Origin of the sequence: Candidatus Pelagisphaera phototrophica (assembly GCF_014529625.1) — a bacterium.
Classification (GTDB): domain Bacteria; phylum Verrucomicrobiota; class Verrucomicrobiia; order Opitutales; family Opitutaceae; genus Pelagisphaera; species Pelagisphaera phototrophica.
Map to the genome: position 1 here is coordinate 697,745 of NZ_CP076039.1, position 19,684 is coordinate 717,428.

At 49.5% G+C, this 19,684-nt stretch carries 19 protein-coding genes; 10 read left to right on the forward strand and 9 right to left on the reverse strand.

The features are described 5' to 3' along the window. Positions 1 to 7: 7 nt before the first annotated feature. The gene (locus GA004_RS03155; RefSeq protein ID WP_283395843.1) at positions 8 to 1,144 is read right to left on the reverse strand and encodes a TlpA family protein disulfide reductase; all 1,137 of its coding nucleotides are present in this window, start codon (positions 1,142 to 1,144) and stop codon (positions 8 to 10) included. A gap of 185 nt (positions 1,145 to 1,329) precedes the next feature. Between GA004_RS03155 and GA004_RS03160 the strand changes: the two genes are divergently transcribed. From GA004_RS03160 to GA004_RS03190, 7 genes are all read left to right on the forward strand, one after another. Further along, positions 1,330 to 3,867, forward strand: a complete 2,538-nt coding sequence (locus tag GA004_RS03160; protein ID WP_283395844.1) for a PIG-L family deacetylase — start codon at positions 1,330 to 1,332, stop codon at positions 3,865 to 3,867. Further along, on the forward strand, positions 3,857 to 4,000 hold the full coding sequence (locus tag GA004_RS03165; RefSeq protein WP_283395845.1) for a hypothetical protein: 144 nt from the start codon (positions 3,857 to 3,859) through the stop codon (positions 3,998 to 4,000). Before GA004_RS03160 ends, GA004_RS03165 begins: the two co-directional genes overlap by 11 nt. Positions 4,001 to 4,017: 17 nt before the next feature. Beyond that, positions 4,018 to 5,712, forward strand: a complete 1,695-nt coding sequence (locus tag GA004_RS03170; RefSeq protein WP_283395846.1) for a sodium:solute symporter family protein — start codon at positions 4,018 to 4,020, stop codon at positions 5,710 to 5,712. A gap of 59 nt (positions 5,713 to 5,771) precedes the next feature. Continuing rightward, on the forward strand, positions 5,772 to 6,491 hold the full coding sequence (locus tag GA004_RS03175; RefSeq protein WP_283395847.1) for a hypothetical protein: 720 nt from the start codon (positions 5,772 to 5,774) through the stop codon (positions 6,489 to 6,491). Further along, a complete protein-coding gene (locus GA004_RS03180) occupies positions 6,460 to 7,194 on the forward strand; it encodes a PIG-L deacetylase family protein (RefSeq protein ID WP_283395848.1) in 735 nt (244 codons plus the stop codon). Before GA004_RS03175 ends, GA004_RS03180 begins: the two co-directional genes overlap by 32 nt. 12 nt (positions 7,195 to 7,206) lie before the next feature. Continuing rightward, positions 7,207 to 8,346, forward strand: coding sequence for an N-acetyl-alpha-D-glucosaminyl L-malate synthase BshA (bshA, locus tag GA004_RS03185; RefSeq protein ID WP_283395849.1), 1,140 nt, complete (start codon positions 7,207 to 7,209; stop codon positions 8,344 to 8,346). Positions 8,347 to 8,467: 121 nt separating this feature from the next. After that, positions 8,468 to 9,013, forward strand: coding sequence for a hypothetical protein (locus GA004_RS03190; protein WP_283395850.1), 546 nt, complete (start codon positions 8,468 to 8,470; stop codon positions 9,011 to 9,013). 2 nt (positions 9,014 to 9,015) lie between these two features. On the opposite strand, the gene GA004_RS03195 is transcribed toward GA004_RS03190, so the two are convergent. Further along, the gene (locus tag GA004_RS03195) at positions 9,016 to 9,741 is read right to left on the reverse strand and encodes a thioredoxin domain-containing protein (RefSeq protein ID WP_283395851.1); all 726 of its coding nucleotides are present in this window, start codon (positions 9,739 to 9,741) and stop codon (positions 9,016 to 9,018) included. Between the two features lie 260 nt (positions 9,742 to 10,001). On the opposite strand from GA004_RS03195, the gene GA004_RS03200 reads away from it, so the two are divergent. Further along, complete coding sequence (locus GA004_RS03200; RefSeq protein ID WP_283395852.1) at positions 10,002 to 11,021, forward strand: aldo/keto reductase; 1,020 nt, start codon at positions 10,002 to 10,004, stop codon at positions 11,019 to 11,021. 28 nt (positions 11,022 to 11,049) lie between these two features. Continuing rightward, positions 11,050 to 11,796, forward strand: a complete 747-nt coding sequence (locus tag GA004_RS03205; RefSeq protein ID WP_283395853.1) for an SDR family oxidoreductase — start codon at positions 11,050 to 11,052, stop codon at positions 11,794 to 11,796. 15 nt (positions 11,797 to 11,811) lie between these two features. Here the strand turns inward: GA004_RS03205 and GA004_RS03210 are convergent, their stop codons facing one another. From GA004_RS03210 to GA004_RS03240, 7 genes are all read right to left on the reverse strand, one after another. Beyond that, on the reverse strand, positions 11,812 to 12,303 hold the full coding sequence (locus GA004_RS03210) for a cupin domain-containing protein (RefSeq protein WP_283395854.1): 492 nt from the start codon (positions 12,301 to 12,303) through the stop codon (positions 11,812 to 11,814). Positions 12,304 to 12,409: 106 nt separating this feature from the next. Continuing rightward, a complete protein-coding gene (locus GA004_RS03215) occupies positions 12,410 to 13,255 on the reverse strand; it encodes a hypothetical protein (RefSeq protein ID WP_283395855.1) in 846 nt (281 codons plus the stop codon). A 40-nt stretch (positions 13,256 to 13,295) separates the two neighbouring features. Then, positions 13,296 to 14,513: a hypothetical protein gene (locus tag GA004_RS03220; RefSeq protein ID WP_283395856.1), complete on the reverse strand. Its 1,218-nt coding sequence runs from the start codon at positions 14,511 to 14,513 to the stop codon at positions 13,296 to 13,298. 196 nt (positions 14,514 to 14,709) lie between these two features. Then, positions 14,710 to 15,690: an NHL repeat-containing protein gene (locus GA004_RS03225; protein WP_283395857.1), complete on the reverse strand. Its 981-nt coding sequence runs from the start codon at positions 15,688 to 15,690 to the stop codon at positions 14,710 to 14,712. A 117-nt stretch (positions 15,691 to 15,807) separates the two neighbouring features. Further along, the gene (locus GA004_RS03230) at positions 15,808 to 16,539 is read right to left on the reverse strand and encodes an alpha/beta hydrolase (RefSeq protein WP_283395858.1); all 732 of its coding nucleotides are present in this window, start codon (positions 16,537 to 16,539) and stop codon (positions 15,808 to 15,810) included. 2 nt (positions 16,540 to 16,541) lie between these two features. Further along, positions 16,542 to 17,432 (reverse strand): NAD(P)-dependent oxidoreductase, encoded by an 891-nt coding sequence (locus tag GA004_RS03235; protein ID WP_283395859.1) that lies wholly within the window; start codon positions 17,430 to 17,432, stop codon positions 16,542 to 16,544. Positions 17,433 to 17,600: 168 nt separating this feature from the next. Then, complete coding sequence (locus GA004_RS03240) at positions 17,601 to 18,038, reverse strand: DUF5069 domain-containing protein (protein ID WP_283395860.1); 438 nt, start codon at positions 18,036 to 18,038, stop codon at positions 17,601 to 17,603. Between the two features lie 176 nt (positions 18,039 to 18,214). Here GA004_RS03240 and GA004_RS03245 point away from each other — a divergent pair, with 176 nt between their 5' ends. Beyond that, positions 18,215 to 19,624, forward strand: coding sequence for a sulfatase-like hydrolase/transferase (locus tag GA004_RS03245; protein WP_283395861.1), 1,410 nt, complete (start codon positions 18,215 to 18,217; stop codon positions 19,622 to 19,624). Positions 19,625 to 19,684 lie beyond the last annotated feature (60 nt).

Sequence of the window (19,684 nt, forward strand, 5' to 3'; positions counted from 1 at the left end):
AAGGCGCCTATTTGAAGATCTCCGCTAGCTTAGCCTCGAGCTTTGCTCCACGGAGATTTCGGGCAATAATGCGGCCTTCCGGGTTGAGCAGGAAGCTCATTGGCAGAGCATTCACATTATAGGCGGCGGCCATTGGCGAATCCCAGCCTAATGAGTCGGATATCTGTGGCCAGGTAACTCGATCACGTTTTGAGGCCTGTTCCCAAACCGAACGGTTGTCATCTAGATTTATGGCAAAAATGGTGAAGTTGTCGTTGGAGTGCTTGTCGAGGAGTTTTATGTAGTGTCGGTTTTCGACACGGCAAGGCACGCACCAGGATGCCCAGAAGTCCACGAGAACGTACTGGCCCTTGGAATCCTCGAGCCGATGGGATTTGCCGTCTAGGGATTGGCCGGCCAGGGAGGCTCCATTGGCACCGATAGCGGTGCGCCGAAATGATTGTACTTTCTCAATCATCCGCTTCGAGATCGCAGCCTGGGGGCGATTTTCGGAGAAAGCCTCAACCGCATTTTCTAGCTCACTGAGTCGGTAGTCCGGATCCCACCTCAGAGAGGTTGCGTAGAGGGCAACGGATTTCCCTATTTGCTCGATCGTAAAGTCATTCAACTCGCGGCGGTGGGCAGCGTATCCTTCCACCTCTTGTTCAGAGAGTGCGGCCAATCGCTCGGCTGATGCTCCGCGAGCGGTTGCTTCGTTAAGCGCGGCCCTTGGTGGGTATACGAGGCGAGCGAGCGATTCTTTGCGAAAGGATTCATAAGCGATGAGGGCATCTGTGTCGGGAGAGCCGGCTATTTTGAGGGCTCCGTGATCCTTTATGTCAGTTTGGACAACCACTCTCTGTCCCTCGTCGATCGCTAGTGAAATTTTACGGTCGCCGGGGAAAGCCAAGCTAAACAATCCCGGTTCGCCCTCGAACTGCTGATTAAAGTTGCCCTCCGAGTCGACTGAGAGCTTCCCCTCGAGAGTTCGGGCCTTAAGCTCGAGATTCTCTCGAAAGAGTTTGGGAACTTCGTCTGGGCTGACTTCTGGAAGCGATCCTGAAATCCAAAAATCACCCACGGCGATGGATTGGAAGAGAACTATCGTGGCTAGTAGCGGCAAAAGTCCCTTGCGGACGAATTTTGGATTTAGTGTTATTAGCATTAAAATCGCGTAGGGTTTTTACGAAGAGACCGACGCTTTGAATCGAGGTTTAATTTCAATGTAATTCCACTTTTCGGGTTTGGGAGAAGGGTCGCGTCAAAAATTGGCATTAATTGGAGATCTATGCTCGTAGAGAAAGGATTAAGAAGAAAGACTGCAGCCGATTCTATTCCCACCTCCTCAACATGCCAACTAAATCATCCCTGAGCCTTCTGATTTTCCTCGGTTTTAATCTAGTTGCGTTCGGCCAATCGATGACTTCGTCCGAAATACTACACGAGCTACAAAAACTGAAAAAAGTGGGTTCCGTCCTTTTTGTGGCGGCTCATCCAGATGACGAGAACACGACTTTGCTCTCGTATTTGGCCCAGGAAGAGAAGCTAGACACGGCTTATCTCTCGTTAACTAGGGGCGGCGGCGGGCAAAACTTGATAGGCTCTGAATTGAACCAGGAACTGGGCCTGATCCGGGCAAACGAATTACTGCAAGCCCGTAGAATTGACGGGGCCATCCAGTTGTTCACGCGAGCCCGAGATTTTGGCTATTCCAAGAACCCGGAAGACACACTCGAGAACTGGGAGGAAGACGAAGTACTCGGTGACGTCGTGTATGCGGTCCGCCAATTTAGACCGGATGTCATTATTACTCGTTTCAATCCCGAGGCAGGGCCGACTCATGGTCACCATACTGTGTCTGCCCAATTGGCTCTGAAGGCATTTAGCCTAGCGGCCGATCCGCATGCCTTTACGGAGCAATTGAGCGAGCTTGAAACGCATCAGGCAAAAAGGATTTTATGGAACGGGTTTGGGCAAAGACGGAGAGGTGGAGGCGGGCCACCGCCCGCGAGCTTAGAAGACGAATCGCGCGAAGTGGTGTCTTTGGAAGTGGGACGTTACAATCCGTATCTAGGAACTTCCTACACGGAACTTTCGGCGAGAAGCCGTAGTATGCACAAGAGCCAAGGTTTCGGACGGGCGGGGCAGCGTGGATCTCAGTTTGAGCGAATGGTCTTGCTGGCCGGCGAACCGTCTGAGGGCGATTTTCTAAAGGGTGTCGAAACCAGCTGGCGCCGCTACTCCGGTAGCTCTCAACTGGATTCGCTCTTTGAAAGCGCCATAGGCGACTTTGATGCGGCGTCTCCCTGGAAATCAGTACGAGCATTGTTAGAGATAGACGCGTTACTAGAAAAACTCCAAGTTGATCGGCAAATTCGTTCCAAGCGGAGCTCGTTGCAAAAGCTCATTGCGGCCTGTATGGGACTTCATTTGCAAGCGCGAGCGCCTCAGGCAGACTTGACGCCCGGTGAGTCTGTGAAGCTCGATGTGGAATTTATTAACCGTTCCCCCATCGAAGCGAGAGTTGTCAACTTGGAGGCGAATTTATTCGAGAGCTCTCGTTGGCCCGAGGAGATTTCGTTAACCCGTATAGAAGATTTGGATAAGGAACTGGATTCAAACGCAGTCGAGTTCGTTTCGCTGAACGTGAACTTGCCTATCGATTCTCCTCTAACGCGTCCCTACTGGCTCGAGGACGAAGCCAGCGTGGGTATCTACAGCCTTCGGAATCGGCGATTGCTGGAATTGGAGTCGATACCATCTTCGCTTTCTGTTTCGGCCGTTGTTGAGATCCAGGGTCGCCCAGTTACCTTGAACGTTCCGGTGGTTCAGGTCGTTAGTGATCCCGTGAAAGGTGAGGTGCACGAGCAGGTCTTGATACGTCCCGAGATTACTCTCTCGCCTGAGAATTCCATTTTGCTTTTTGAGAATTCGCAAGCGAAGGAGATCGAAGTGCTCGTCCAGAGCAATGTGGAGGCTGCGGTCGGAAAATTGACGGCGGAAGGCCCCCAGGGCTGGAAGATCCGTATTGCCCAGCCCGAGTTTGAGCTGGAGGACGTGCAAAGTTCACAGCGGATCCGGGTACAATTGACGCCTCCTGCTAACGCTTCCGAAGGAAAGATCGTCTTCAATGCGATTAACGAGTCGGGTAAAGAATTCGACTCGAGCTACCGGGAGATTTTCTATGAGCATATTGGCCGGCAGCCGATTCTCAATCGAGCGGTCACCAAGGTGACAAGATTGGACCTAGGGCGCGGAGGAAGCCGAATAGCCTGTATCGAAGGGGTTGGGGATACCGTTCCTGACACTCTGAGCAAGATCGGCTATGAAGTGGACATAGTGTTGATTGGAGAATTGGAGAAAGGGCGTCTAGATAGTTACGACACGGTGATACTCGGACCACGCGTTTTTGATGCCTATGCGGGATTGGACAAAAGATTTGATGTGCTGCTCAACTACGTAGAGAATGGGGGAACTCTCGTATCCCAGTACAGCACGACAAGTTTTAGAGCGAAGTCACAGTTTACATCCCCTTACCCCATTCGATTGTCCAGAGATCGTGTTTCCGAGGAAAAAGCAGAGATGCGGTTGCTTCAACCAGATCACGTTGTATTTAACTACCCAAATAAGATTACTAAAATCGACTTTGATAACTGGATACAAGAGAGAGGGCTCTATTACGCTTCCTCATGGGATGATCACTATGACGCTCTGATCTCTGCCAACGACAGAGGGGAACCCCCGAGAAATGGAGGACTTTTAGTGACTGAATACGGTAAGGGCTGGTACGTGTACACGGGACTTTCCTTTTTTAGACAGTTGCCAAATGGGAATCCAGGCGCGATACGACTATTTGTGAATTTAATTTCTTTAGGCCATGGAGACTGAACCCGAGAATGAAATTGCTGCCTCCGTCAAAGACGAAAGCTCTAAAGGCTGGACCAAGCTTTACCTGGTTGTGGTAGCCGCATTGGCGGGGCAGATCGCGTTTTATGCCTGGCTGACTAAAACCTTCGAGTAGTTCGAGGTCCACCAAGCATGAGCGGAATCGATATTGTTGTTTTGGGGGTAACCCTCTTCGCCATCGTCTTTTTTGGGGTTTGGATGACCCGGAATGATCAAAAGCTGGACGAGTTTCTAAAGGGAAATTCTAATAGTTGGGGAACGATAGGTTTATCGGTAATGGCTACCCAGGCCAGTGCGATCACCTTCCTTTCGACTCCGGGCTTGGCCTACGACAGCGGAATGGCCTTTGTGCAAAACTACTTTGGCATGCCGCTGGCCCTTATCCTGATCGCCATCGTTTTTGTACCCATGTATTACAAGCTCGAGCTGTGTTCGGTGTATGAATTCCTGGAGCATCGGTTCGACTCGAAAACACGCACTTTGGGAAGCGTGATTTTTCTTATCCAGCGGGGTTTTTCTGCGGGAATCACAATCTATGCCCCGTCGATTATCCTGACCAGCGTACTTGGCTGGGACATGAATACTACGGTTATTGGGGTCGGCTTGGCTGTCGTCATTTACACGGTGACGGGAGGTTCCCACGCAGTGAGCCTTACTCACAAATACCAAATGACTGTTATTCTTTCTGGCATGGCAGTCGCGTTTGGAATCGTTATATACAAAATATCAGGACACGCAGGATTTAGGGAAAATTTGAGCATTGCGGGAGCGCTCGGGCATCTCAACGTGGTCGACTTCTCATTTGATTTGGACAAACGTTACACACTATGGTCCGGATTGCTCGGCGGGTTCTTTCTTTCCCTGTCATACTTTGGGACGGACCAGTCTCAGGCACAGCGCTACATGTCAGGGCAATCGATTCGAGATAGCCGCCTGGGTTTGATGTTTAATGCCTTATTGAAGGTTCCTATGCAGTTCATGATTCTGCTGCTAGGAGTTCTCGTATTCGTCTTCTACCAATGGGAAAAGCCACCCGCTACTTTCCTTCCTGAATCGATGACAGAGGCGGCGGTTGCTGCCGATGCGGAGACTTACCAAAACTATGAAAACGCGTTTATTGGTAATTTCAAAAGTCAGAAGAGCGCGATGCAGGAATTCGTCGGAGCCTTGCGAGCAGGAGATGAAGCGCTGGCGCTCTCCAGCAAAGAAAAACTTAAGGTAGCAGGAGAGGAAAGTCGGCAATCCCGAGCCAACTTAAAGACGCATATCGCGACGGTTACCGGAGCGGAGAGCATGAAAGAAACGGACTACGTTTTTATTCACTTCGTCTTGAACGAGCTGCCAATCGGATTAATTGGATTGCTAGTCGCCGTTATTCTGAGTGCCGCTATGTCGTCAACCGCTTCAGAATTGAGTGCATTGGCGACCATATCGACGGTAGATTTCTACCAAAGCCATTTCAGCAAAAACCAATCGGACGCCCACTATAAAACAGTTTCGCGTGTATTCACTGCAGTTTGGGGTGGGCTGGCGATTCTCTTTGCCCTTTTTGCGAGTATGGTAGAAAGTTTGATTGAAGCGGTTAATATTGTAGGATCGCTGTTTTATGGAACGGTACTAGGTCTATTTTTAGCGGCGTTCTTCATTAGAAGAATCGGAGCACACGCCGCTTTTATCGCCGCGATCATTGCCCAACTGTCGGTTTTGTTTATTTACTTTTCAGATATCGTAACGATCGGCTACCTCTGGTACAATCTAATCGCCTGTGGTCTAGTAATTGTATTGAGCCTTATGCTACAAACTGTGATGGGAGGCAGGAAGTTCTAGTGTCTTCACCGGTTATTTGTTTTGGCCAGCAGCCCTGTGGGATTTTTCCTAATCGGTTTGTGTTTTCTAAAATAAAAACCGCTCGACGATTACAATCCGAAATTGGAGGAAAAATCGTATTCTTCCTGCACGATAGCGACCACGACTTTCGGGAAACTTGCGCTAGTTTAGTCAATCGCCATACCGGTAAAACTGAGCGAATCAACTTCGAGTTCGTAAACAAGATCCAGAAGCTTTACTCTCCATTGTATTGCAAGTCGATAAAGCCTGGCTGGAAGGAGAAAACTCGACGCTGCCTGCCAAATTTGGTCGCCCTAGAACTTGTCGATATTTTCGATTCTGTTGATTCCTCAAACGTTGCAGAATTTTGCATAGAGATGTATCAGAAGATGGGATTACTAGAGGGAGTTGAGATCGTGCGTTCAAGCGACCCAGAGCTAAGGGAAAAGGCGATTAAAGTGAATGACTACTTTTTGGATACACCGTATGAGGGGGAGATCGTTAGAGCACGTCATCGAGAGAAAGGCTATTGCCTCTTTAAAGGCGGTGGCAAATTTATCCCTATTGAAGTCCCTGTCATTCGGAAATCGATGATTAGCCCAGCCCGGGATACTCGCCTCCGTTGGATGCAATCTGTGGTGCATTGCACTCATTACATTGCAGGGGAAGGGGAAATTCAGTACTTGAATCAAAGTGATGCTCCTGAGATTGAATTTGTGAAACGTCACTTTATTGAAAGACCAGGAGATGCATACGCAGAGAGGAAAAATGACTGGTAGCCGCATTTTAGTTTTTGGGGCTCATCCGGACGACATAGAGTTCGGTTGCGGCGCTGTGCTATTGGACGCAGCAGCCCGTGGCGCTAAAATCGATCTAGTAGTGCTCTCTAGAGGCGAAGCGGGATCTCATGGAAATCGATCCATTCGTGAGAAGGAAGCCCTAAAGGCCGCAGAAATGATGGGGGCCGCGCTTCACTTTGCCTCAACTCCAGGGGACACCCGCCTCCAGGCTGACCTTGAAATCAAGCTTCTTGCAGCGAGAGAGATTCGTCGGCTCAAACCAGATTTGGTTTTTGCTCCTACGGGTCATCTGAATCAGCATCCTGACCATCGTGAGACCAGCCACCTCGTTCGGGATGCGAATCGTCTAGCGCGGTACGGGAAGACCCCTGGTCTTGAGAACTGGGAGCCGCATGCAAGCAGGGCTCTTCTGTTTTACGATATTTCGAGTGAGTCTTCGGGAATGGATGGATTAGTGCCCATTCTGGTCGATATTTCCTCCCAGGTGGAAAAGTGGATAGATCTGATGAAATGCCACGAAAGTCAGACTGGGAGTCTAGACTATGTCGACTTGCAACTCTCGCGTGCACGCACCCTAGGCATACAGGCAGGCGTGAACTCCGCGCTCCGTCTATATTCTGAAGGTCCCTTGCTTTGGAGTTCGATTGAGACTGTCCTTTCCGCTTATGGACCTCGATTGTAACTCGCTTTGAGCATGGAGGAACCGCTGAATATCGCCTTGCTTTGCCATCCTACCGTGGGCGGGAGCGGAATTTTGGCTACAGAGCTCGGGCATCGACTAGCGGATCGCGGCCATGAGATCTATGTGATCTCCGAGCGCCCGCCATTCCGATTGAGAGAGGACCATCCTCGGATTCACTTTTACGAATCAACTCCAGTGGAGTTCCCCCTTTTCAAAAGCCCTGACCACACGCTTCCACTAGCCACGCGGATCACTGAGGTTTGCGCGAATCATCAAATTGATCTCATTCATGCGCACTATGCGATTCCGCATACCGCCGCTGCCTGGATTGCCAAGGAGTTAATCGGACAGGCCGCACCGCCGATTATTACGACCCTGCATGGCACTGATATCATCTATCTTGGAGCGATGTCTGAGTATCGACCATTGCTTCAGCATGTTCTCGAAGCATCGAATTTGGTGACTTGCGTTTCCCGGAACTTGAAGGAGCGTACCGAGCAACTTTTTAACCTGGATACTGAGATTGAAGTAGTGCCGAATTTTTTCGAGCCCAAGCCGGTTACTCGATCGCGGGAGGACATTCGAGCCTCTTTAGATGTAGGGGATGGCGTTTTGGCAATTCATGCCTCGAATCTCCGTTCAATAAAACGAATTGATCTGATGCTGGATGCCCTCAAGGAAGCGGTATCCCGTTGCGATGCGAATCTCCTGATTATGGCGGGAGCAGAAGTATCACGGATTCAACCCGAGATCAAAAAGCGCGACCTCGAGAGCCATGTCCGAATCGTTGATGATGTGTATGAGATTGATAATTACTACGCAGCCTCGGACTTCACCCTGTATACTTCGGAATATGAGAGCTTCTGCCTTGGAATTTTAGAGGGGATGAGGCACGGCTTGCCTAGTATAGCATTTGAAGTTGGAGGCATCCCTGAAGTTGTGGTCAATGAAGATTCAGGCATTCTGGTTCCATTTGGGGATATCGAAGCGTTAGGCGCCGCAATTGTGAGACTAGTTGGGGACCGAGATTGCCGAAAAGAGATGGGTGCAAGTGCAAGGGCGAGGGCAGAAAAAGAGTTTTCAGCAGGTGCGATTGTGGATTCCTATTTGGGAGCCTATAGAAGGGTTCTCGCTCGCGAAAGCTCGATGTAAACGCAGCCAGACTGCTTGCTCCAGCCGGTCCCCAAACCAAATTTTAACACCTTTTGTTGTAATTGCCGCGAGTTTTTCCAAACTTAGTCGAGTGAAGCTCTTATTGATCATAATTGCAATTTTGTCCCCTCTCACTCTTATTGCCCAAAAATACCCGACGAAAGATTGGCAAATTTCAACGGCGGTTTTGGCGGCGCCAGAGCTTGAGCGTGAAAACGCGACAGTGATCGGCTATGACAAAGGTGGTGAATTGACCGTTATTCGGCAAGGTGCAAACGATCTTATTTGTCTTGCAGACGATCCGAGCCGGAAGGGGTTCAGCGTTGCCTGCTACCACGAGAGCTTGGAGCCTTTCATGGCTCGTGGACGGGAACTGAAAAAACAAGGTAAGTCTTCCGAGGAGATTTTTAATATTCGTGAGGAAGAAGCGAAAGCGGGCACTCTGGAAATGCCCAAACAAGCATTGCTCAATGTGCTTACGGGACAAGTTAATGAGACGACTAAGGAAATAGAGAAGACGCATTTGAGATATGTGTATTACATTCCCTTTGCCACGTCCGAAAGTACGGGCCTTCCTCTTGCTCCGGTTTCTCCAGGTGCACCCTGGATCATGAACCCCGGCACGCATCGGGCACATATCATGATTACGCCCCCGAAAGGTAAGTAGCGTCAGTCGTTTATCTCGCGGTTGATTCTCTCTTCAAGCGCTTTCCTGCTTATCGTTCCTGAGTGCCGCCACTTTTCTTCGCCTTTGACGAAGAGAACGAACACTGGAACTCCTTGAACTTCATATTGGTCCGCGATTTCGGGGTTCGCGTCCACATCGATTTTAAGGATCGCTGCCTTTCCTTTGAATTCCGTACCTATAGCATCAATGACGGGTTCCATCTGTTTACAGGGGGCGCACCATTGCGTTTGAAAGTCGATCAAGGCGAGGCGGCTTTGGGATAGGGTTTGGGCAAAGTCTTTTGGACTGATTGATGGAGTGAGCTTTTTGGATTCGGACTTGGCCTTTTCCAGCGGAAGCTCAGCCTTGTTCCATGTACCGATCCCTCCCAAGAGATTGTACACCTTGCTAAATCCGTTTTTTCTCATGGTCTTAGCCGCTTGGGAGCTGCGACCTCCGGAACGGCAGTAGACATAGATCGGTTTGTCTTTCTGCATGAAATTCAGCTTTCGCTCGAAATTCTCGTCGTAGATGTTGAGTACACTGGCACCCGGGATCTTTCCTTGCGCCACTTCCTTAGGGGTTCTCACATCTAGCAAAATGCCTTCCCCGCTATCGACGAGCGCCTTGAATTCGTTCACCGAAAGATCCTCAATTGGCGAGTCCGCAAAGGCGGTTCCGGCTACGAGAAGCAGAGTAATGGTAAATCGGCTCAAAAAAGAATGCATGGTGCGATTGATTGGATGGTTGATTGTTTAAGAGAGTTTGGAAGAAAAGTAGAATGGTGGCGAATCAAATTTAAGGGGTAGTTCCATTCAATTCTGGGTTGAAGTGGAGGGACAAGCAACTTAGGAACGGTAATTTGAATCGTTGCTTCAAGGTAGTCTCTGTCTCGCTCGTGCTTTTTATGACCCCGAGTGATTCGGTCTATGCAATTCGAATGACGATTCTAGTCCACCGATTTCTAGGAAGGGGTTAGCTGAATATTATGGAATACAGAAGAATGGGACGAACGGGACTGAAGGTTTCCGAGCTATGTTTGGGGACAATGACGTTCGGAAAGTACACGGATCTCAGAGAGGCAGAGCGATTGGTCGATTTTTCCCTCAATGCCGGTATAAACTTTATCGACACCGCCGACGCTTATGGAGCGGGAGAATCGGAGTCTTATCTCGGGAGAGTTTTAAAGGATCGTAGGGACGATATAGTGCTCGCAACTAAGCTCTTCAATCCGATGGGCCCTGGAATTAATGATTCAGGAATGAGTCGAGTTCGTATCTTCAAGGCGCTCGAATCGAGTCTGCAAAGGCTGAAGACGGACTACATTGACATCTATTATATCCATCATGTAGATACCGAAACGCCACTTGAGGAAATGCTGGAGGCCCTTAACGATCTCGTTCGATCTGGAAAGGTTCGCTATATCGCCTGCAGCAACTATGAAGCTTGGCGTTTGATGGAATCGCTTTGGATTAGCGATAGCCGTCATTGGGCACGCTTTGAATGTTACCAGCCTCAGTACAATCTTGTAATTCGGGACATTGAGGAAGAGCTCGTGCCGCTGTGTGAGTACAAGGGTTTGGGGATTGTGACTTGGAGTCCGCTGGCTAACGGTTTTCTGACGGGTAAGTATCGAGGCAAAGGAAGCGTGCTTGAGGGCACGCGTTCGAAAGATAATTGGGTCTACAATCCCAGCTTCTTTGCGGACAATGCAGAAGAGACAATGGGCGTCGTTTTAAAGATTGCGAATGAGATGAACATGTCAGCTGCTCAAGTCGCAACTCGATGGATACTGGAGCAACCATCAATGACATCGGTCATTGTAGGGGCACGGAACTGTGAGCAGCTAAGAGACAACCTCGGAGCGAGTCGCATCCGATTCAGTCCAGAGCAACTGGAGCAATTGAACAGGGTATCAAAACCTAAAGATCGCTATCCTAAGTCCATGGAGTGTAATATGAGAGATAGGCGGGCCAGTGCAGTAAAGATGCCCCAATCAGAGGACTAATTTCTGATTAACAAGAGTAACGAAAATTATGAGTGTAGCAATTATCACCGGCGGTGGGTCTGGAATCGGTAAAAGCGTCGCAATTGCCTTAGGCAAGGCGGGGTATTCCGTATCAATAGCGGGAAGACGGCAGGAGGCTTTAGATGAGACGGTGGCAGTCATTCTCGATAACGGAGGCAGTGCAGTTACGATCCAAACCGATATTACGGACCCGAAGGGAGTGGATACGCTCTTCTCAAAAACAGTAGAGGCATTCGGTCGAGTGGATCTGCTTTTCAATAATGCCGGTATGTTTGGATCGGCGGCCCTTCTCGAAGAATTGACTTTCGAAGATTGGAAAGCGGTGGTCGATGTGAACCTGACTGGAGCCTTTCTCTGTACGCAGGCTGCTTTTCGGGTTATGAAAGAGCAGGATCCTCGCGGTGGCAGGATCATCAACAATGGATCGATCTCTTCCCAGACTCCGAGACCGAATTCGGCGCCCTACACAGCGACCAAGCATGCCATAACTGGACTAACGAAGTCCACCTCGCTCGATGGCAGAAAATACGATATTGCCTGTGGCCAAATCGATATAGGTAACGCGACGACGGATCTGACCGCCAAGATGAAGAAAGGCGTGCCTCAAGCGGATCTTTCCATTAAGGTTGAACCCACTATGTCAGTAGAGGACGTGGCGAATGCGGTGCTCTATATGGCGAGCCTGCCGCTAGATGCGAACGTTCTCACCATGACTGTGATGAGCACGAAGATGCCCTTCGTGGGACGCGGTTAGGCCAGTTGATTCTTTTCAATCGCGGCAAAGTCGCCCTAGAGCATTATAGTGAGTAACCGTGAAGCGTTTTGCTTCCAACTTGGAGATGAATCGCATGTCTTCGTATTCAAATCCCGGGGAAACGGCTTCACTGATGAGCCCAAATTCGCCAGACGTCAGTTCACTGGCTTTCCACCATCCCGAAGGGACGGCAAGCTGTAGTTGTTGTCCCAGTTCGATATTGGGTCCTAGGGTGGCCCGACTAATTTTTCCTTCAGGAGAAATTAGAGTGTATGTGACCGGAGAGCCCAACTGGAAAAAGTGAACGATGTCGGAACGATTTTCATGGAGATACCCCATAGGAGAATCACAAGTGAGCAGATAGTAGATGCAGCTAAGCAGTTTTCGTTCTGCGTCAAGAGGGCCCACGGCCGTTTTCAGTGCTGACTCGTAGGTGCGCTTGAAATACCCGCCCTCGGGATGGGGTTCTAGACTTAGATAGTCAATAAGCTCTCTCGCAGAATTCATAGCAACGAACCTAGGCAGGAACCCAGTTTTACGAAGTGTGAATCTAGCTAACAAAAAAGGACAGCGTAAAAATTCACACTTCCATTTCGCTTCAGGCCATTTTCAATTAGGTTGCCTGTACTTCTGGAACTGCTTTAGCGGCTGACTGCCTCGTTTGATAATTTATTATCAGAATCAGTGCGATAGGCACTCCATAGTCTCCCCAGCGTTCGATGAATTCGAACATGTTGATGATGCCACCTTCCGTGACGTACAGGAATTCGGTTATCACTTTCCAGGCGAAAACGAGCCATATGATGGGCAGTATGGGAAGCACGAATACGACGACTCCTAGTATGATCTCGAACCAGCCAACTGCATTGATAAAGCCGACATCCGCTGGAATACCAATTGAAGAGAAATGATTTATAAGCATTCCTTTCTCAACAAATGCTCCAAAGCCTCCGTGTCCGATGAGAAGTAAAGCTATGGTTAACCTGCAGATGAAATGGAGTACACCGATCTTATCATCGTCCAGTTTCGGCTCTGTATAGCCCGAAAACCAGTCTTTCCACTTCATAGCTATGGCACCTCCCAGAATGAGGAGCATCAATGGAGGTAAGAAGTTCCCTGCTCGTTCCCAAAATTCCCAGGTTCCTGGCGTGCCAGAAATCGGCCGAAGAATCGCTGTCCACAAAGCCCAGATAAGCATCCACATAATGATGATCCGCCTGGGTTTCATGAGAAGCAGAATTGCCATAATGATGTCCAAGGCCCCAATGATAGGCATCAGTTTCCAGGCGATATCATCTGGAATGCCCTGAGATCGAAAAAAGGGTAGCCATCCTTCTTTGGTGATAACACCCCAAGCGCCATGACCTATGAAGCAACAAGCTGCTGTGATACGTAGGACCCAGTGAAGGCGTGTTTGAAGTTGTTCGAGAGTCGTGGGCTTGAGGAATGATCCGAGCATAACAGATTTGATTTTGGGAGATTGTAGATGTGTTGAGAAACTAAAAGAATATGCGGAAGGCTGAACTCGCAGTCCAGCCCTTAAAAACATTGATACCATTTGCTGTTTCAATGTCGTCGTATTCGATTCCGGATACGATTTTCATATTGTCACCACAAAAGTAGTAATTGACTCCTAGATAAAAATTGTGATGCACATCGCCGCGTCCTCTTGTGAGAGACATGTTGGCTTCCCCTCTCGCCCCTGCTGATCGGGCATAGCGACTATTGAGGCGGATGCCCTCAGGGGAATCGGCATTTTGATATTGATATCGCGAAACAAGCTTTATCTTGTTCTCGACCAGCCAGTGCATGGGCATGATGGAAAGTCCCCAAAATCCTCCGTCACGATCCGGATTGGTGGTCGCTCCATTTTCTCCAGTCCCAATCGTCGAGTGGATTTCCCAAGGGCCTTTGTGAAGGCGTAGAATGGCACTTCCTCCCCATTCGTTTCCCCGTGCTAACTGGTCCTTTGAAATGCCAGCGTCTTGCATGTAAGCACTGAATACAAGTTCTTTCAAATCGAAGCTCGATCCCTCTGTCATGTTGTGGATCCATTGCGAATATAAAAGAGTGCCATCCTCCCATCCCGGGAATTCGTCTTCCTGAGTGGTAGAGTAGATGCCGAAGTCGATATCATTGTTGTCTTTCGCTACTCGAATCCACGCTCCGGCCGGGTGCGAGCCACCTTCGTCTGCGGGCCAGAGTTTGTTCGAAAAGGGAGATCTCTCGACCGGGTTGAATAGAAACGCGGATCTTTGCCATTCGTCAGCTAGCTTCAGGCTGCGTCTTCCATATCCAACTTCGAAACGTTTGTAGTGAGAATAAGAAGGGTTTCCTTTGGCGAAATCGTACGATAGATAGAGATTACGAAAGTGCTGGAACTCGATATCCTGGTCTCCAGTCGCGGCGTTTTTCCCCTGAGTGAGGCTTAGAACGGTCTTGAGGAAAAAACCACCTAGAAATTTGATGTCTCCCCCAAGCCAGATGCGCCGGAATTCGGATTGGGAGTCGGAAAAACTGTTTCCTGCAGAGTCCGTTCCATCTACGTGCCCTATTTGGTATTGGGCCATGCCGAAGAGCTTAATATGCTCGATGGTTCCATCTTTGGAATCAAAGACGTAACCCATCGTTTGGAGCGTGTCGCAGGGTTCTTCGGCCTGTACGGTCGTGCCGAGTGCGATAAGCGTAATAGCGATAGAATCAGGGAGCTTTAGCATGAAAAACTTTTGGGATTAGGTGTATGGGACGAATCCAACCTTTTGGCGAACCATAAATTTAATGTGACAACAGGGGGTGATTAACGGAATTTGTAGTGGCTTTGGACATGCAGAACTCTGATAATTGCGATCGCTGTGATGGTTGGTGACTTAATTCACGTATCGACTACTGAGGGCTGAGCGACTTTATTATCGCTTACCATTTCACTCGCACGAGCTTCATAATACGACCGTCGATGTTCCAGTCTTGGACATAGAGGTTTCCGTCTTTGTCCCAATAAGATCCGTGCGTTCCAGAAAAGATGCCCTCTACCCAGTCTTCCTGTTGAACTTTGTACAAAGATTCGCCGGGGTCTGCTTTGTATCCAAGAACCGATACCACAGAATTATTCTTGTCGAGTATGTACAAGCGACCGTCCAAGCTGGGCACCGATACGTAGTCGCCTTGGATCGCAACTGACGTAGGCATGCTTAGCCTGGTTGCGGCTTCTTCGATGAAGTTTCCGTCGAGATCATAGTGCAGAAGCCTTCCTATTGGCAGGTGATTCCGGTCACAGATCAGCAAGCGTGGCGGATCGTAGCGCGTGTCCAAGGTCATGCCGTGTGGCGTGTGAAAATCTCGGAGTGCGTCTCCCTTCTTACCGAAGTGGCTGAGGTATTCGCCCTTCTTGTTGTACTTGAAAATAATATTGCTTGCGTAGCCGTCGGACAGAAAAATATCCCCGTTGGGGGCAACCGTGATCGCGGTCGGTTTTAGGCCAGTCAGAGCGAGGCCTGATTCGTTCGTCAGACCGATAGTCAGAACAATCTTCCCAGAAATCGCTTCGAATTTTATTCCGACTCCACCTTTGTTTCGCGCACCATAAATGTATTCGACTCCATCTTCTTCGCGGATCTCCATGTCGTGGAGTGAGCTGTGCTCTTCATCGACAAAGGAACGGACGACTTTTCCGTCAGGGTTGAAAACGACAACTCCTTTATCTGCACTGGTGTAAATGTTTCCTGTCTTGTCAATCACGACGGACCCATGGGTGGGCCCAAGAACGGATTTGCCATCTGGGCCAAGGCCCCAAGCAGGAATAGTATCGAATGTCATGATACCACTCCCTGTACGAACTGCGCTAGTGGAGGACGCTAATATAAATAAGGTTACGAGAATGCTGAGGGTTTTTTTCATATCGTTGTTATCTCATGATAAGGGTATGATGAGCGGAAAGGAGTCTAGGGATCTTGTCCTTCGATATGGTTAAGGACCTACGAGAAACTTTTTCCAATAAAGGATTAAGAGATAGGATTATTTTGAGCACTTCGTTCTGAGCCAGTTCGCAACTGCTTCTACTTGTGCATGGCGGTGGTCGTTGAAGCTGTGGTCGGCACCTTCGATTACGATGTTGTCTACATGATCGCCCAATCGCTCTTTGATGGCAACACTATCCTGCGGAAGGACGATATCGTCCTCGCTTCCATGGACGAGCAGCCAAGGTACCGATACTCGATTGGATTGCTCGATCACGGTCCCAACCGTTTGGCACAGATCGTCTATAAACGCCTGTGATAGTGGACAACTTTCTTCCTCCCACATGCACCCTTGATCTGGGATCTCGTCGCCAAATTCGGTTACAACGAACGCGTTGGTATCCACCATACCGGCCATAGAAACTAAACGTTGGATTTTATCGCCCTGGGCGGCCGTCAATACGCCAATGGCGGCGCCCATGCTGTGACCGATATAAACAATCTTCTTGTCTCCCACTGCCTCGATCACTGCTTCGAGATCTTTAACACCCTTCGAGACACAGGAGTCCCTGAAATACCCCTCCGACTCGCCGTTGCCCGAAAAAGAAAATGCCAGAGTGCTGAACCCGGCTAGATTGAGTGCGTGGGCCGTTTCGGCTATCACCGGGCGGTTTCGGTTGCCGGTCACACCGTGGCCCAGCAACACAATCCAATCGGAATATTTGCCATCTCCGTTCAGGCGCTCGAAGTCAATCGCTTCGCCCAGATAGTTTCTAATAGAAGAAGTCATGCCTAGGATGTGCCTTTTCGACCTGGAAATGTCAGCTCTGCGACTCCGGACTTATCGTATTCGCCCAACCCCAGATCGATCATACGTTGGTATTGTGCTAAGGTTGCGGCTGCCAGAGGCATTTCGAGGCCATGCTTGGCCGCAATGTCCAAGGCGATTCCAGAATCCTTCGCCGCGTGCTCGGCCGAAAAATAGCATTCGTGATCACGACCCAGCATATCTTCGGCATCCGTTTCCAGCACGCGTGAATTGGCACCGGTCTGACTGAACACCTTACAAAGCATCTCAAGGTCTAACCCCAGTGCTTCGCCCAATCCGAGCCCCTCTGCGAGCGCAGCGGTATTGATATTCATCACCATATTGACAAGGGCTTTAACTTCAGCCGCTTTACCGGCTTCGCCCACGAAACTCAAGTCCTTGCTCATGTCGTAAAGCATAGGCTTTATGGCATTAAAGGTGCTTTGTTTCCCTCCTATCATGAGGAATAGACCACCGTTCCGAGCTTGGGGAATACTGGACGCCATACAAGCCTCCAGCGACTCAGCTCCTACCTTGGCCGCTTCGGCCTCGAGCTTACGATGAATGTCTGGCGACAGCGTCGCGCAGTTTATAAATAGGGTATCATTGGCGTCGGTGAACAGATTGTCGTCCCCAAAGAAGATCGAGTCCATGGCCGCGTCATTGGTGACCACGGTAAAAACGATATCCGAGCAAGCGGTAACAGCGGCGAGGCTCGCGCAGTCAGTAGCCCCAAGCTCATTGGCTAGGCCTTCTTTGATTCCGTCATCAATATCGAATACACCGGAAATGGTATATCCGCAATCTCTCAAGTGGCGGGCCATGTTCGCACCCATCCGACCTAATCCTACAAATCCAATTTTTTTATCTTTCATGATTAATCAGGGAAACTTTTATTGTCAGGGTTGTCTCGCGGAAGCGGCGAAGACAATAGGCGAATTAATATATCGAAAACTTCAACCGAAGGATCGTTGATTCCCATTAAAAATCCCGATCTCTAAAAAAAGAATTCGGGACTTTATGAATACGAATTAGCGAGATTTCTAGGAGGAAAGAACTTCCTGATGAAAAGCAGTCCAGTCATCCAAATTATTGAGGTTTGGAGCATCGGCAATAGCAGCCGAATCTTCGAGTCCCGCGGCGGCTAGAATTTCGGTTCTCGTGGTATCATCATGATGATACTGCGTAATCTGGCGATTGAGCTTCGCGATTCCTGGCTGGCTAGTATCGCCATTCTGGGCCACCCAGTTTTCGCACTCGATGTAGGACGGTTTGTTTTCCTTCACAAACGAGCGGAAGGCGTCTGCATCTATACCCAGAGTGCCCAAAACCATGCTGTCGTATCCGGCTCCAATATCGGGATAGTCGTTGTGTAACTGCCCGGTTGCCTGAAGAGAGACTTTCTGCCATAGGCGTGGGAGGTGCAAGATACCTAGTGGCCCTGTCAAACTGGAGGATATTAAAGGAATAAATTTACTCATGAGGTTTTGTTTCAAGGGTTAAGTTTGATCCTAGCATAGAGGAACAGCTCAGAAATAAAATTCGCCTGCTATAACGCAAGCATTCAATTGCGTGAGCGGGGCGCGAACATTCAGTTTACTTGACCGATTAGTTTTTTCCTTTGTAATTACTATTTGTGGCTAACCACGTTCCCCTCATGATATTGTGCCCGGCAACCCTCTTCCTGTCTTTTACATTATCGCTGTTGAATGCGGAGCGTCCAAATATCGTGATCCTGCTCGCTGATGATGCTGGCTACTCCGACTTTGGCTGTTACGGCGGGAAAGCGGAAACGCCAAATATCGACCAACTAGCGGCTGAAGGGCTCAAGCTCACAGATTTCCATGCGGCGGCCCCAAATTGCTCTCCGAGTCGGACTGGACTTTTGACGGGCCGCTATCCTTCACGAGTAGGTGTGTACAGCTATATTCCGGAACAGAAGGAAGGTTTGCACCCGATGCACATGCCTAGTTCGGAAGTGACGCTGGCGGAGTTATTAAAAGAATCTGGGTACCAGACCGCCCACATTGGGAAATGGCATGTCAGTGTGTTGCGCTCGACGCAGCCCCAGCCGATTGACCAAGGATTCGACTACTCGTTTGGAACAACGAATAACGCCATCCCCTCCCACTTGAATCCCGTTAATTTTGTACGTAATGGCGAATCCGTTGGAGATTTAGAAGGATATGCCTGCCAAATCGTAGTGGACGATGCGATACGATGGTTGAATCAAAAGGACGAAGCGGATCCTTTCTTTTTGTATGTCGCGTTTCACGAACCTCACGAAAAGATCGCCTCACCTCCGGAAATGGTGGCCCAATATTCGGAAGGTAAAAAGCGGAATGAGTACTTGGCTAATATCCAGAATCTGGATGACGCAGCGGGGCGCTTGCTAGAGCGACTGGACCAGCTGGGTCATCGGGAGGATACGATTGTCCTTGTCGCTTCTGACAATGGATCACTACATGATGCGAGCAATGGGGGATTGCGAGGTCAAAAGTCTATGCTGTATGAAGGGGGAATTCGAGAGCCGGGTATCATTCGTTGGCCGCCCATGATCGAAGCGGGAAAAACGAGCGGCGCGACGCTGAACTTCGTGGATCTTCTGCCAACTTTCTGTTCTCTTGCGGGAGTTGCAGTGCCGCAAGACCGTACGTTGGATGGCGTTGATTTCAGCCCCTTGCTTTTTGGCAATGAAAATTGGAAGAGAGACCAGCCACTGTTTTGGTACTTCTATCGTTCGATCGCGGGCTCCAGCCAGAGAGCACAGGGAATGACAGGCAAAATGCCAGCGGGAGCTTTCCGCAAAGACGATTGGCTGCTGATTGGATATCTCGAACATCCGAATATGCCAGATAGTCATGCCATGGTTCCCTCGGATATGGACTTCCTTCGAGAGTCCACCTGGGAAAAATTTGAACTCTACAACCTGCGGACCGATCGAGCACAGAAGAAGGATCTATCCAACGAAAGACGGGCCTTCGTCAAACGGATGTCTAAAGAGATGGCGGCAATTCACGCCAATATGGTCCAGGAAGGACCCTATTGGAATTGGGAAGACCAATAGATTTGCCGCATCGGATAGTCCCATACGACATTGTTCGAAGGGGAATCTTTTGAATTTGAA

Excerpts from the sequence above, each read along its gene's own strand:
- GA004_RS03155 (WP_283395843.1), bottom strand. The coding sequence starts at position 1,144 with ATGCTAATAACACTAAATCCAAAATTCGTCCGCAAGGGACTTTTGCCG.
- GA004_RS03160 (WP_283395844.1), top strand. The coding sequence starts at position 1,330 with ATGCCAACTAAATCATCCCTGAGCCTTCTGATTTTCCTCGGTTTTAAT.
- GA004_RS03165 (WP_283395845.1), top strand. The coding sequence starts at position 3,857 with ATGGAGACTGAACCCGAGAATGAAATTGCTGCCTCCGTCAAAGACGAA.
- GA004_RS03170 (WP_283395846.1), top strand. The coding sequence starts at position 4,018 with ATGAGCGGAATCGATATTGTTGTTTTGGGGGTAACCCTCTTCGCCATC.
- GA004_RS03180 (WP_283395848.1), top strand. The coding sequence starts at position 6,460 with ATGCATACGCAGAGAGGAAAAATGACTGGTAGCCGCATTTTAGTTTTT.
- bshA (WP_283395849.1), top strand. The coding sequence starts at position 7,207 with ATGGAGGAACCGCTGAATATCGCCTTGCTTTGCCATCCTACCGTGGGC.
- GA004_RS03195 (WP_283395851.1), bottom strand. The coding sequence starts at position 9,741 with ATGCATTCTTTTTTGAGCCGATTTACCATTACTCTGCTTCTCGTAGCC.
- GA004_RS03200 (WP_283395852.1), top strand. The coding sequence starts at position 10,002 with ATGGAATACAGAAGAATGGGACGAACGGGACTGAAGGTTTCCGAGCTA.
- GA004_RS03205 (WP_283395853.1), top strand. The coding sequence starts at position 11,050 with ATGAGTGTAGCAATTATCACCGGCGGTGGGTCTGGAATCGGTAAAAGC.
- GA004_RS03210 (WP_283395854.1), bottom strand. The coding sequence starts at position 12,303 with ATGAATTCTGCGAGAGAGCTTATTGACTATCTAAGTCTAGAACCCCAT.
- GA004_RS03215 (WP_283395855.1), bottom strand. The coding sequence starts at position 13,255 with ATGCTCGGATCATTCCTCAAGCCCACGACTCTCGAACAACTTCAAACA.
- GA004_RS03220 (WP_283395856.1), bottom strand. The coding sequence starts at position 14,513 with ATGCTAAAGCTCCCTGATTCTATCGCTATTACGCTTATCGCACTCGGC.
- GA004_RS03225 (WP_283395857.1), bottom strand. The coding sequence starts at position 15,690 with ATGAAAAAAACCCTCAGCATTCTCGTAACCTTATTTATATTAGCGTCC.
- GA004_RS03230 (WP_283395858.1), bottom strand. The coding sequence starts at position 16,539 with ATGACTTCTTCTATTAGAAACTATCTGGGCGAAGCGATTGACTTCGAG.
- GA004_RS03235 (WP_283395859.1), bottom strand. The coding sequence starts at position 17,432 with ATGAAAGATAAAAAAATTGGATTTGTAGGATTAGGTCGGATGGGTGCG.
- GA004_RS03240 (WP_283395860.1), bottom strand. The coding sequence starts at position 18,038 with ATGAGTAAATTTATTCCTTTAATATCCTCCAGTTTGACAGGGCCACTA.
- GA004_RS03245 (WP_283395861.1), top strand. The coding sequence starts at position 18,215 with ATGATATTGTGCCCGGCAACCCTCTTCCTGTCTTTTACATTATCGCTG.